At 64.0% G+C, this 12,906-nt stretch carries 13 protein-coding genes; 5 read left to right on the top strand and 8 right to left on the bottom strand.

What is annotated here, in order from left to right; all coding sequences use genetic code 11:
* The first annotated feature begins 170 nt into the window (after positions 1-170).
* The 3 genes from AC1AUD_RS06555 (at position 171) to AC1AUD_RS06545 (ending at position 1,897) form a co-directional block, all read left to right on the top strand.
* On the top strand, positions 171-533 hold the full coding sequence (locus AC1AUD_RS06555; RefSeq protein WP_476573258.1) for a hypothetical protein: 363 nt from the start codon (positions 171-173) through the stop codon (positions 531-533).
* Positions 526-1,245, top strand: coding sequence for an Abi family protein (locus AC1AUD_RS06550; RefSeq protein WP_476573257.1), 720 nt, complete (start codon positions 526-528; stop codon positions 1,243-1,245). Before AC1AUD_RS06555 ends, AC1AUD_RS06550 begins: the two co-directional genes overlap by 8 nt.
* Positions 1,246-1,357: 112 nt before the next feature.
* Positions 1,358-1,897, top strand: coding sequence for a peptidylprolyl isomerase (locus tag AC1AUD_RS06545; RefSeq protein ID WP_476573255.1), 540 nt, complete (start codon positions 1,358-1,360; stop codon positions 1,895-1,897).
* 325 nt (positions 1,898-2,222) lie between these two features.
* Here AC1AUD_RS06545 and AC1AUD_RS06540 read toward each other — a convergent pair whose 3' ends face one another.
* The 3 genes from AC1AUD_RS06540 to AC1AUD_RS06530 are packed head-to-tail and all read right to left on the bottom strand — an operon-like array spanning position 2,223 to position 5,398.
* Positions 2,223-4,556, bottom strand: coding sequence for a RelA/SpoT family protein (locus AC1AUD_RS06540; RefSeq protein ID WP_476573253.1), 2,334 nt, complete (start codon positions 4,554-4,556; stop codon positions 2,223-2,225).
* A 57-nt stretch (positions 4,557-4,613) separates the two neighbouring features.
* On the bottom strand, positions 4,614-5,105 hold the full coding sequence (dut, locus tag AC1AUD_RS06535; protein ID WP_476573251.1) for a dUTP diphosphatase: 492 nt from the start codon (positions 5,103-5,105) through the stop codon (positions 4,614-4,616).
* Positions 5,105-5,398 carry a DUF4193 domain-containing protein gene (locus AC1AUD_RS06530; RefSeq protein ID WP_476573249.1) on the bottom strand — a complete coding sequence of 98 codons (294 nt, stop codon included), beginning with the start codon at positions 5,396-5,398 and terminating at the stop codon, positions 5,105-5,107. Before AC1AUD_RS06530 ends, dut begins: the two co-directional genes overlap by 1 nt.
* Positions 5,399-5,583: 185 nt before the next feature.
* Here AC1AUD_RS06530 and sepH point away from each other — a divergent pair, with 185 nt between their 5' ends.
* A complete protein-coding gene (gene sepH, locus AC1AUD_RS06525; protein ID WP_476573247.1) occupies positions 5,584-6,690 on the top strand; it encodes a septation protein SepH in 1,107 nt (368 codons plus the stop codon).
* 60 nt (positions 6,691-6,750) lie between these two features.
* On the opposite strand, the gene AC1AUD_RS06520 is transcribed toward sepH, so the two are convergent.
* Positions 6,751-8,073, bottom strand: coding sequence for an alkaline phosphatase family protein (locus AC1AUD_RS06520; RefSeq protein WP_476573245.1), 1,323 nt, complete (start codon positions 8,071-8,073; stop codon positions 6,751-6,753).
* Positions 8,074-8,220: 147 nt separating this feature from the next.
* Between AC1AUD_RS06520 and AC1AUD_RS06515 the strand changes: the two genes are divergently transcribed.
* Positions 8,221-8,586, top strand: coding sequence for a YccF domain-containing protein (locus AC1AUD_RS06515; RefSeq protein WP_476573243.1), 366 nt, complete (start codon positions 8,221-8,223; stop codon positions 8,584-8,586).
* 122 nt (positions 8,587-8,708) lie between these two features.
* Here AC1AUD_RS06515 and AC1AUD_RS06510 read toward each other — a convergent pair whose 3' ends face one another.
* The 4 genes from AC1AUD_RS06510 to AC1AUD_RS06495 form a co-directional block, all read right to left on the bottom strand.
* Positions 8,709-9,698: a D-2-hydroxyacid dehydrogenase gene (locus tag AC1AUD_RS06510; protein ID WP_476573241.1), complete on the bottom strand. Its 990-nt coding sequence runs from the start codon at positions 9,696-9,698 to the stop codon at positions 8,709-8,711.
* 103 nt (positions 9,699-9,801) lie between these two features.
* Positions 9,802-11,421, bottom strand: a complete 1,620-nt coding sequence (locus tag AC1AUD_RS06505) for a xylulokinase (RefSeq protein ID WP_476573239.1) — start codon at positions 11,419-11,421, stop codon at positions 9,802-9,804.
* A 103-nt stretch (positions 11,422-11,524) separates the two neighbouring features.
* Complete coding sequence (locus AC1AUD_RS06500; protein ID WP_476573237.1) at positions 11,525-12,073, bottom strand: hypothetical protein; 549 nt, start codon at positions 12,071-12,073, stop codon at positions 11,525-11,527.
* A 183-nt stretch (positions 12,074-12,256) separates the two neighbouring features.
* The gene (locus AC1AUD_RS06495) at positions 12,257-12,898 is read right to left on the bottom strand and encodes an HAD family hydrolase (RefSeq protein WP_476573235.1); all 642 of its coding nucleotides are present in this window, start codon (positions 12,896-12,898) and stop codon (positions 12,257-12,259) included.
* Between the last annotated feature and the right edge of the window lie 8 nt (positions 12,899-12,906).

Here is a 12,906-nt window from a genome sequence, read left to right as displayed (position 1 = left end):
TTCTGTTGCCAGCCTTGTCAGCAACCGTGTAGGTCAGCGATTCGCCTGCGATTGTGTAGAAGGCATCTAGACGTCTCGACTGTCTGTCTACCCATGGACCGTATGTATCCGTTTCTCGTTGGCTTTGCAACGGATACGCTGATTGTCCCGTAAGTGGATGATATGTAGCAATGATGGCAGCAGGAATTCCTTTCCTGCCTAGGCATGCGAAACTTGGAGCCATGACTCAAATCATCATGCGTATCTCGCATGATAACTGCCAATGGTCCATTTTAGCTTATTTCCGACGTTTTCTATTGTGGAAGAATCTGCCGATTGCACTCGTTTTACACGAGGCACCTACAGACGCCGAGAACAATCAAGATCAGCTCCGTGCTCAAAAACAAACGCCCAGCGCTTCTCTGCCGATATCTGCCAACAGCATAACGTCGCGCATCGCATTTACGCTTAGCGACATAAGCCCCGTGCTGACCGCTGGTTTCCAAGTCACCGGGGCATTGCATTACCCGCTGCGGCAAGGAGGCCTTGAATGATCAGCGCACTAAGGCAAGGCCTCACGCCCGACAAAACAAGGATCCAGAGCTGGCTTCGATTCCCCGCTTTCAAACTTATCTCGATGCCGCCGGAAATAATACGGCTCGTGCCCTTCGGCTGTACGAATGGAACATCGACCTCGGTCAGACGCTGATGAAGGATATCGCATTCTTCGAAGTAGCCCTGCGAAACGCCTACGACCGCGAAATCAATTCACGTTGGAACGGGGCCGATAACTGGCTATTCGACGGCGAATCTCCGGTTAATATCCCCATACATCGCCGCAGCAGCTCCGGAAAACCATTCGACGCCAACGCATTGAACAGGACAAGCATCCGCAACGCAACACCCTCACATCAGGAAGCACCGCAGCCTGGAAAGATCATTGCGAACCTCTCTTTCGGGTTCTGGACGCATCTGACCAACAAAGCACACGAGCGCGCCGTATGGATTCCCTATCTTCATCATGCCTGGCCTCGGGGAACGAACCGGGCGAATCTGAATGCGGAAATCCGGCTCATCAATGAATGCAGAAACCGCATAGCCCACCATGAGCCACTTTTCCATGACACCGATAAAGCACTGACGCCACCCGCAATCGATCAATCAGTCATCAAACTGTTCCGTCAACTCGTACCTCAGGCGGATGTCTTCGATCCGGCCGCACCGACACCCGTTGAGACATTCCTACAAGCCAATCCACGTCCGTAACGCCAAAGCAACCTGGACGGAACGGTGACAGAACATACCATCTGCACAGCACCGGCGAAGACGTCCACGGGCAGCCACAAAACCGGTCGCAAGGGCATGCGAAACTTGGGATATGACTCAAATCATCATGCGCACCTCCGAGGGCGATATCCGCATCAATCTGTTCGACGACAAGGCTCCCGAGACTGTGAAGAACTTCCTCGGCCTGGCCACCGGCGAGAAGGAGTGGACCGATCCGATGACCGGCGCCGCCTCCCACGCCAAGTTCTACAACGGCCTGACCTTCCACCGCATCATCAAGGACTTCATGATTCAGGGCGGCTGCCCGCTGGGCAACGGCACCGGCGGCCCCGGCTATGAGTTCGACGATGAGATCGATCCGTCGCTGAAGTTCGACCATCCGTACATCCTGGCGATGGCGAACGCCGGCCTGCGCCGCGGCATGGATGGCAAGGTCCACGGCACCAACGGCTCGCAGTTCTTCATCACCACCGTGCCGACCCCGTGGCTCGACGGCCATCACACGATCTTCGGCGAGGTCGCCGACGACGAGTCCAAGGCTGTCGTCGACAAGCTCGAGGCCGTGCCCACCGATCCGATGGACCGCCCGGTCGAGCCGGCCGTCATCGTGTCGGTCGACGTGGCGGAGTAACCGTCATTCCCACCGTCTTTTTTGCGGGGACCTGTGCATACGTGCAGGTCCCCGTCATGTTTTTCGGAACGACACGCCGCTGTTCTGAAATTTGTGCCACTACGGATCGCTCAGTGGCATATTCTTCCGAACGACACACGTATCTTCTGAAAGAAGTGCCACTGAGAGACGTTCAGTGGCACAAATTTCAGAACAACGGCGTGTCGTTCGGAAAATGTGACGGCATGACGGAGCGATGTCGAAGCCAACGCGACGGACGAGCCAACGGACGGGACTAATGGACTAATCCAGTCGAAACGGCGGGATCCTGCCTCCGACGGCATCCTCACTGCATCTTGCGCAGGCGCGGCTCGGCGGAGTCCTTGGCGCCGGTGATGCGGTAGACGTCGAAGACACCGTCAATGCGACGCACGGCCGCCAACAGTGTGTTCAGATGCTGCGGGTCGGCCATTTCGAAGCTGAACTGGCTGGTGGCCACGCGGTCGGAACCGGTGGAGATCGAGCCGGAGATGATGTTCACCCCGTGATCGGACAGCACGCGCGTCACGTCGGAGAGCAGGTTGCGACGGTCCAGCGCCTCGACCTGGATCTTGACCATGAAGGTGCCCTTGGTGCTCGTCCACTGCACGTCGACGACCCGCTCGGGCTGACGGTCCTTGAGGTTGATCATGTTCTGGCAGTCGACGCGGTGCACGGAGACGCCCTCGTTGCGCGTGATGAAGCCGATGATCTCGTCGCCCGGCACCGGCGTGCAGCAACGGGCCAGCTTGACCCACACGTCGCCGACGCCCTTGACCGAGATGCCCAGGGCGCTTGTCGTCTTCTTCACCCGTTCGACGGGTTTCAACGGCAGGGCCTCCTGCTCGACCTCCTCGTCGACCTCGTCGGAGCCCGCGTCCTTGACCAGATGCGAGATGACGTTCTGCGTGGAGACCTGCCCGTCGCCGATGGCGGCGAACAGCGCGTCGGCATTCGCGAAATTAAGCTCGTCCGCCACACCGACCAGCGCCTCGGGGGTCATCAGCGTGTTGATCGGCAGGCTACGCTTGCGCATCGCGCGAGTCAGCTCGTCGCGGCCTTCCTCGATGGCCTCGGTGCGCCGTTCCTTGGAGAACCAGGAGCGGATCTTGTTGCGCGCCTTCGGGCTTTTGACGAAGCTCAGCCAGTCTCGCGAGGGACCGGCGGTGTCGGACTTCGAGGTGAGCACCTCGACGGTGTCGCCATTGTCGAGCTTGGTGTCCAGCGGCACGAGGCGGCCGTTGACGCGCGCGCCCATCGTGCGGTGGCCGACCTCGGTGTGCACGGCATAGGCGAAGTCGACGGGCGTGGCCTCCGCAGGCAGCGAGACGATCTTGCCCTTCGGCGTGAACACATAGACCTCGGAGGCGCCAAGGTCCTCCTTGAGGGAACCGAGGAATTCATCGGAATCCGGCGTCTCGGACGTCCAGTCCGCCAGCTGCTGGATCCACTTGAGGTTATCGGCCTCGGAAAGCTCCTGCCGTTCGGAGTCCCCCTCGCGGCGGCGATCCGACTTGTCGGGCGAGCTCAGGGCGCGCCCCGCCTGGCCGTTCTCCTTGTATTTCCAATGGGCGGCGATGCCGAATTCGGCGCGACGGTGCATGTCCCAGGTGCGGATCTGGATTTCGACGGGCTTGCCGCCGGGGCCCACGACCGTCGTGTGCAACGACTGGTACATATTGAGCTTGGGCATGGCGATGTAGTCCTTGAATCGGCCCGGCACCGGGCTCCATCGCGCGTGCACGGCGCCCAGCGCCGCATAGCAGTCCTGGATCGTGTCGACGATGATGCGCACGCCCACGAGATCGTAGATATTCGCGAAATCATGCCCGCGCACGATCATCTTCTGATAGATCGAGAAGTAATCCTTCGGCCGTCCCGTCACATAGGCCTTGATGTGCTGGGAATCGAGATCATCGTTGATCTCGGCGAGGATCTGCGCCAGATAGACGTCGCGCTGGCCGGCGCGGCGCGCCACAAGCACGACGATCTCGTTGTAGATCTTCGGATAGAGGACCTTGAAGCTCAGCTCCTCCAGCTCGGTTTTGATCGCGTTCATGCCGAGGCGGTTGGCCAGAGGCGCGTAGACGTCGAGCGTTTCGCGCGCCTTCTTGGCCGCCGAGGAGGGCTTGACATAGCGCCAGGTGCGCGCGTTGTGCACGCGGTCGGCGAGTTTGACGACCAGCACGCGCACATCGCGGCTCATCGCCACGACCATCTTGCGGATCGTCTCGGCCTGCGCCGAGTCGCCCACATCCATCTTGGTGAGCTTGGTGACGCCGTCGACCAGTCCGGTCACGGTGTCGCCGAATTCGGCGCGGCAGTCGTCGACCGTGTAGTCGGTGTCCTCCACCGTGTCGTGCAGCAGACCGGCGGCCACGACGATCGGCCCCATGCCGAGGTCGGCGAGGATCTGCGCGACGGCGAGCGGATGGATGATGTAGGGCTCGCCGGATTTGCGGCGCTGCGGGGAGTGCTGGATGACGGCGCGGCGGTAGGCGCGCTCGAGGATCGTCATATCCTCGCCGGGATGATAGGACCGGCACGCCTGCATGATCGGCAGCAGCGGATTGACCGGATCGGAGCCGATCTCGCAGCCGAGTTTGCGCGCGGATTCGAATCCGTCGTCATTGCCTGCCATGGCCGCCTCCCTCGCCTTACGAACCGTGTCTCTTCCAGTATCCTAGCGCAGGCCGTATCACTGGACGGACGCCACTCCGGTCGATCCGAAGCCGCGCTCGGCGCGGTCGGACCCCGGAAGCGTCTCGGCGGGCACGAAGCGCGCCTCGACGTAGCGCTGGATGACCAGCTGGGCGATGCGGTCGCCGACTTCGAAGCGCACGGTGCGCTCGGGATCGAGGTTGATCAGCGGCACCTTGATTTCGCCGCGGTATCCGGCGTCGATGGTGCCGGGGGCGTTGAGCACGGTGACGCCCTGTTTGGCGGCCAGGCCGGAACGGGGATGGACGAGGCCGACGTAACCGGCGGGCAGCGCGATGGCCACGCCGGTGGGCACGAGCGCGCGCTCGAAGGGCTTGAGTTCGACGGCTTCGGCGGCCTTGAGGTCCGCGCCGGCGTCCCCCGCGTGCGCGTAGAACAGCTGGGTCAGCTCCGCGGGCTGGCCGGGATCGACGGCCTTGACCAGGACCTCGGTGTTCTCCGGCTCGTCGTAGGTCTCGTCATAGCTCATCAGGCGGCGCACTCCCGGCACACCGGCTGTCCGTCCTCGGTCATGTGCGCCAGCTGGCTGCGGTGCTTGACCAGATAGCATTCGGAGCAGATGAACTCGTCGCCCTGCATCGGAATGACGGTCACCGAGGAATCCTCGTTGCTCAGATCCGCGCCGGGCAGCTCGTAGTCCTCGGCGATGGCGTTCTCATCGTCGTCGATGTCGCTCGAGGAGTTCTGCGAACCCTTGCCGAGCGCCTGCAGCGACTCCTCGTCCTCGTCCTTGTTGCGGGGGGAATCATAGTCCTGTGCCATCCGCGGTCCTTTCTCGGTCGGGCCGGCTTTCGGCCGGCTTGAGTCGTGTTCTGCGCCAACAGCATACATGAGCCCTGGCTGTGACTCGCGCAATAGGATACACGATTTGAAATACCCGTAAAGTTCGTCCGCGTGGGGCATACTTGGAACAGGTATGTCCGTCAGCCGGAAGGAGTGGTGCGCGCATGTCAGACGAGCCGCTGACGAAGGCCCGGTTCGACCATGTGGACCGGCAGGGCGAACTGGTGTTCGAGGCCGATGGCGTGCGGTTCGCCGTGAGTGTCGACGAAACGCTCGAGAGGGCCGTCCTCGAGGCCAAGCAGATCGCCGGGGAACGGAACGACGAGGTGCGCCCGACGCCGACGCTGCCGATCTCCCAGATCCAGGCGCTGATCCGGGCCGGCGCAGATCCGGCGCGCGTGGCCGAGCGATATGGACTCAAGGAGGCGCTGGTGCGCCGCTTCTCCGCGTCCGTGGAGACCGAGAAACAATACGCGATCGAACAGTTCCTGCGTGTGCCCGCGCCCAAGGAGAGCCGCGTGCACACGGTGGCCGAGCTCATCGAACGCACGCTGGCGGCGGCGCGCATCGGCATGGAATCGGTGTCATGGAAGGCCACCCGACGCGGACTGGAGCCCTGGAAGATCATCGCGCAGTTCGATTCGGCCGGGCGCAGGGCCCGCGCCGAGTGGACGTGGAACATGCACGACAACGCCGTGGTGTGTCTCAATGGCACTGCCCGCAAGCTGATCGGCGAGATGCCTGCGTCCGGAGCCGTGGATCGGTCCGGCGCCGTGGGCGCGCCGGACGACGGCATCGACGCGGCGGGGACGATACCGGGCGATTCGGTGCGTTCCGCCCGCATCGAGCGTGCCGTCTCCTCGTGGGGCACGCCCGAACCCTCGCTGCCGCCGGCCCGTCCCGCGACAGCGCGTATGGTTGAACCGGTCGCCGACACGCCCGTCGACACGGAGGCCGACGCAGCCCCGGGCGGACAGACCGACGCGAAGCCCATGCCTTCGGCGTCCACCGGCACGTCGCCTCTCTCGCCGGCGAGCGCGGGCGATGACGCCGTCCGGCAGCCGGACTCCCCCGTCGATCCGTTGATGTCCGCTCAAGGCGCGGCGGACGAAACCCCCTCTGCCACGCGGCAATCCACCTCGCCGGTCTCCTCCGATCATGCGACGGAACACGTCGAGCCGACGGCCGACGCGGCGCCCGAGGCCAAGCCACGCAAGCGTTCCAAGCGCTCGGCAGTGCCCAGCTGGGACGAGATCCTTTTTGGCGACTGAGAGAGGTGGAATACCTCCCTCTAAATCTGGTACGGCCGGCCGCATCAGACCGTGCCAGGCCTAGATCAGGTCGACCAGAAAGGGGATATCCGACTCCAGCATCGTCTGCGAACCATGGACGGCCGGCAGCCGCGTGGCCTTGTCGCCCTGTGTGCGTGTGTCGACCAACGTGATCTGACCGGCGGCCTGCACGATGATGTCCCCGAGCATCGGCCTGATCCGATCGGACACCGGGCCAAACAGCCCCCCGTCGATGGCCTCGTCCCTGAGCGTGACGCGCGCCGAATCCCCAAGACGATTCCGCCAACGCCCGGCGATGTCATGAGGGTCCTGCCCCTCCTCGGCGTACAGCATCAGCGAGCGCGGCTCGCCTCCCACCTGCGCCACGCCGCGCGCCAACGCCGGTTCGGCGGCGATGTCGATGCGTTGGGCGGGGTCGGCGGTCACCATTCCATGGTCGGCGAGAACGACGATCAGTGTGCCGCGCGGGGCGAGGCGCCGCAGCTGGGCCAATTGCCCGTCGACGCGTTCGAAGGCGTCTATCCAGCGTTCGGAGTCCCAGCCGTGCGCATGCCCGATTTTGTCGGTGTCACGGATATAGAGGTAGGTCAGCCCAGGTTCGCGCGCGGCCTCGGCGGCGGCGCGCACGCGTTCGCCGGGCGTCACCTTGGCCACGTATTCGGGACCGCGCAGGGCCGCCGACGTCAGCGGAGAATCAGCGAATTTGGCCAATCCGCAGCTGGTGACGCGCACGCCATTGGCTTGAAGCGACTCGAAGACGGTCGGCTCCCGCTGCAGGTCGAGGGGGTCGAGCGCCGGCGCCGCGTACTGGGGACGGGCGGTCACGCCGCTTCCCGTGCGCCCGGGCCGGATGCCGCCTTGTTGGCCCTCGGGCGGAAGCACTTCTTTGAATTGGATGAGCTGGATCATGCGTCCGGTGGCCGGATCGCGCTGCGTGTACCCGGCCATGCCGGTCAGACCGGGGCAAGTGCCGGTGCCAAAGGTCGCCATCGCGGCCACGGTGGTGCTTGGCTCGCAAGTGGACATCGGCCGCTGGTTGGCGGTCTCGCGCATCAGCGAGCGCAGGGTCGGCGCATGGCCAAGCCGCATGGCGACATTCCAAAAGCCCAGTCCATCGACCAACACGACGATGGCCGAGCGCACATCGGGCAGTCCCAACGCATGCTGCAATGCGCGGGAATCGCGATGGACGGCGGTGGATATGGGGCAGCCGATGGCCGCGGACAGGGCCGGCAGCACGGCGGACAGATGGCGCGCGCCGCCACGCGGCGAAGGGGACGACTCCCCCGGCTCCCAGTCTCCATAGCGGGCCACTGGTGCCAGACGCAGCAATTCGTCCATATCGGGCACTTCCACACTCATACCATCCATTGAAGCACCGCGCGGCGAAAACCGACGTGGCCATTGGCAACATCTATGTGGGTGAACCTCCGCCTTCACCATATCCGCGTCTATCCCAGGGATGTCCCCTATATGAGTCCCGGGGTTGGGTGCGATAGGCTCGTGGGTATGAGACTTCTGGGGAACATACTGTGGCTGGTGTTGGGCGGTCTGGTCATCGCGTTTGGATGGGCGATCGTCGGACTGGTGCTGTGCGTGACGATCATCGGCATTCCGCTGGGACTTCAGGCCTTCAAGATGGCCGCGCTCACGCTCACGCCCTTCGGCCAGACCGTGGCCTATGGCGGCGGGGTCGGTTCGATGCTGGTCAACGTGCTGTGGGTCGTATTGGTCGGCTGGTGGATGGCCGTGGGCTATCTGGTCGCCGGCGTGCTCAATTGCGTGACGATCATCGGCATTCCTTTCGGAATCCAGTCGTTCAAGATGGCCAAGCTCGCGCTGTTTCCCTTCGGGGCGGAGATCCGCAGTCTGTGAGAAAGGGGCGCGGCGCGAGACAAGGCAACGGTTCGGTCGCATTCGCCGGCATGGCCGAACCACTTCGCCCCGCGCTCATGCCTGCCATGCCTAATTGGATGTGTGCCTGAGATTGCCCGCGTCTATCGCCGCACGATGTTGCGCAGGGGTTGTCCGGCGGCGTAGCGTCGCACGTTGTCGAGCGCGATGGCGATGATGCGGTCCTCGGTCGCGGCCAGATGGTTGCCGCCCGCGACATGCGGAGTGATCAGGCAACGGGGCTCGTCCCACAGCGGATGGTCGGCGGGCAGCGGCTCGGGTTCGGTCACGTCGAGACCGGCGCCGGCGAGGACGTTCGCATGCAGGGCGACCAGCAGCGCATCCGGGTCGATGGCATCGCCACGGCCCGCATTGAGGACGATGACGCCGGGCTTGAGCAGGGCGAGGCGCCTGGCATCGAGCAGATGGTGGGTGGCCGGAGTGGAGGGCACGCTCATCGCCACCGCATCGACGTGCGGCAACGCCTCGTCGAGCGCATCGAATCCGATCATGCGATCGATGCCCTCGGCCGGGCGCGACGGATCACGGCGCACGCCGATGGTCGTGGCGCCCACGGCCTTGCACAGCCGCGCGAAATGCGAGCCGATGTCGCCGGTGCCGATGACGAGCACGGTCATGTCGGCGGGTGACAGGGCGCGCCCCTTGTCATGCCAATCGTGGGACGCTTGGTTGCGCCCGTAAAGAGGCAGGTTCTTGGCGATGGACCACAGCATCGCGAACATATGCTCGGAGACGGTCTGGCCATAGGCGCCCGAGGCATTGGTGATGTCGCTGGCGTCGGGCAGCACACCGGGTGCGAGATACTTGTCGACGCCGGCGCTCCAGGTCTGCAGCCAGTCCAGGCGCGGCAATTCACGGCACTGCTCGGGCGGGATATTGCCGATCACCGCCGTTGCGCGCCCCTTGATATCCGCGGGCAGCGATCCGAGGTCCGCATGCCAGCCCATCGAGCCACGCTGAGCCGGATCCCCCGCGAACACCTGTGCCGCATCGCCCGCAGCCTCTTCGAACTGACGGCGTTCCGTTGCATTCAACGGAAGGAAATTGATTATCAGACGCTGGTCCCCGCACATGACGTTTCCCCTTTTCCTGTCAGCGATGTGAAACGAATTCTATACCACGGCCTTCGCCATCGTCCGGCCTTGTCTTGTCGAGCTTATTCGCCGCAATCCATCCTTATGCGAGTCCGTTGATGGCGGGATAGAGCCGCAGGAAGCGGGCATACGCTTTGTCGTAGACGGCCACGGCCTGCGGATCGGGCGTGTAGCGGACCGTGTTCCGGCAGGATGCGGGCAGGTTGGGATCATCGAATACCAGCGACGCCAGCGCGATGGACGGCATGATGTCGGCGTTGCGGAACGCCTCGACCGGATGCCCGAGCACATCGGCCATGATCTGGCACCATACGTGTTCGCGTGCGCCGCCGCCGATCAGCGTGATCTCGGTTGGTTCCGTTTCAAAGCTTTCCATGCCCTGCCGGATGGAGAAGGCCACGCCCTCCAGCGCCGCGCGGGCCAGGTCGGCGCGCGTCGTGGTCGGCGAGATGCCGACATAGGCGCCGCGGATGGCGGGGTTCATCACCGGGAACCGCTCCCCCACCAGATATGGCAGGCATAGCACGCCGTTCGAGCCGGGTTCGCTGGAAACGAGGAGCCTGTGCATGGTGGCGTAGTCGAGTTGGGCGGCTGGCGCGTTGGATGGCACGGTTGCGTCTCCCGCGAATACGCCGGTAACCCATTTATGCACGTCGCCGGCGTTGAGGAATGGCACAGCGTTGACGAATCCGGCGTTCAATCCGAACGCGAGGTTCGCCGCGCCGGGTTTGTCCACGAACGGTTCCGGCGAAACGGTGGCGATCCAGCCGGAGGTGCCGAGGTTGATATTGAATTGGCCCGCGCCGGTCACGCCGGCGGCGAAGGTGGTCGCCCCGGCATCGCCGAAGCCGGCGAATACCGGCGTGCCCTCGGCCAGACCGGTGGCAGCGGCGGCCGCAGCCCGCACGGTGCCAACATGTTCCTGCGGGGAATGCAGCGCAGGCAATAGCGCGGCATCGACACCGGCGGCGCCAAGCAATTCCCCGCTCCAACGATGGGTGCGAATATCCATCGCGCCCGCCGTGGAGCAGGCGGCCACATCACCCACGCACTCACCGGTCAGCCGCGCGATGAGATAGTCCTTGGAACTGATGAGCACATGGCGCATGCGGGAGAACGTCTCGGGCTCGCGTTCGCGCAGCCACATGAGCTTGGGCAACGGAATGCCACCTTCGAGGCGGTTGCCCACGATACCGAGGAAACGTCGCTCCCCGCGGGCGCGGCCATCGTCGGCGATATGCGCGTCTCCGCAGGCCATGGCGCGCCGTGCTTCTTCCGATTCGTCGCTGCCTGATCGTTCGTCCGCTATCTTCCCCAGCGCTTGCGCAAGGGTCGCCGCTTGTTCCGCGGCGCGACCGTCGGAATACAGGATGGCGTTGCGCACCGGTTCCAGATCATCGTCAAGCGCGATGAGATCCTGCATCTGCCCGCTGAAGATGACGCCGGCGATCGCGGACGCGTTGAAATTCGGCTCCTTCTCCCCCGCCTCAGCGAGCATGCGTTGCATCACCACAAGGAACGCCCGCCACCATTGGCGCGGATCCTGTTCACGGTGATCGCCATCGATGATGAGATCAAGCTGTTCGATTGCCGACGCGACCACAGCGCCATCGGCACGCACCAAAGCGCCCTTCATCGCCGTGGTGCCCGCGTCACAAGTCAGCGCATAGGTCTTGCCAGAGGCTTCCGTGTCATATCCCATGGGCCTAACTGTAGGACGGACACGGCGCGCATACGGAGTGTCGGCCGAATCCCAGATCCGCGCGCCCGGGTCCCGATGCTCGGACCGGCGACCGAGCTGTCAATCAGGCCGCATGCACGATAAGCGGGATGCGCGTGGCGCCGGGCAGCGGACCATCGGGGGTGAAACCGGTGTCGGGCAGGCGCATCAGGTCGCGGTCGCGCGGGGACATGGGATAGTCGGCGAGCGCGCGGATGCGGTGCTTGCCGTAGCCAACGGCGAGCCGGCCCGTGGCGTCAGGACATGCTTCGACGCTCGGGTCTCCGTAGCCGAACCACATCTCGAGGAAGGTGCGTTCGCGCATCGACGGCACGATGAATTCCAGTTCCGGGCATGCCGCGTCGGTGGAGTCGACGAACTCGGCGGCGCGGCCGAGTTCGCGGCGCACTGCGCCCCAGTCCATGCGATCCCATTCCAAGCGGTTGTATTCCTCGTGACGGCTTGGCCAGAAGTCCGTTTCGTCGGCCTCGTTCCCGAGTGTTTGCGGACCGAGGGCCAGATCGTCCAACGCGACCGAGCGCCAATGCGCCTGCGGATTGCAATCGGTCTTGTTGGCGCCATTCCGCTGGTTTTCGGCGTAGATATTGTTTGCCGTCAGTGAGAAATGTTCCATGTTTCCCTCCGCCACCCTGAGCATCACAGTTTGCTTGTGCCGCCCGACTGCCCGGACGACCATCCAATGATTACTATGCGGACTCATTCAGTCCGAAATGTGGATTGTATTGTGCGGCGAAAGAGGCGTCAACACAGTGTCTCGGCTCCCGGATGAGGCCCGTCCGGCTCATGGAACATATGCCTATCGCAACCGCGGGATCAATGCACGCAGTTCCTGCCGCGCCTGTTCCGTGCAACGGAACCGGATGCCCGACCAGCCGGCCTCCTGCGCGGCTTGGACGTTGTATGCCGCATCGTCGAGGAATACCGTCGACTGCGGTTCGAGTCCGAACCGATGTTCGGCGAGCGCATAGATCGCCGGATCGGGTTTCACCATGCCTTCCTCGCCCGAGACGATCACGCCATTCAGCCGACCGATCAGCTCCGGGAAACGGAGCCGGATCTCGACGAAACGGTCCGCGGCCCAATTGGTCAGGCCCCATAGTCGCACGCCCGCATGCGCCAGGTCGTCAAGCAACTGTTCCATGCCAGGTACGGTTCCCGCCAAGCCAAGCGTCCAACGGCTCTCGAACAGCTGGTACAGGTCGGCTGTCCGACTATCGTATTCCTCGCGGTAGCGGCTGAGCACTTCGTCGGCAGACATGCCACTGTCACGCAGATCCTCGAAATAGTTGAAGCCGCAGCGGTCGTCGTCGGAGAAGAGATCGTCCAATTCGCCCGGGGCCACGCCGGGCGCGCCTTCCAAGGCCATGCGGGGCCGCCAGTCGAGCAATACACCGCCGAAATCGAATACCGCATCCGTGATCACTGACTGCTGCGACATCGTTGCTC

The sequence above is a fragment of the Bifidobacterium sp. LH_730 genome, assembly GCF_056355835.1.
Note: the sequence above shows the minus strand (reverse complement) of the source record. Positions and strands in the feature narration are given on the sequence as shown.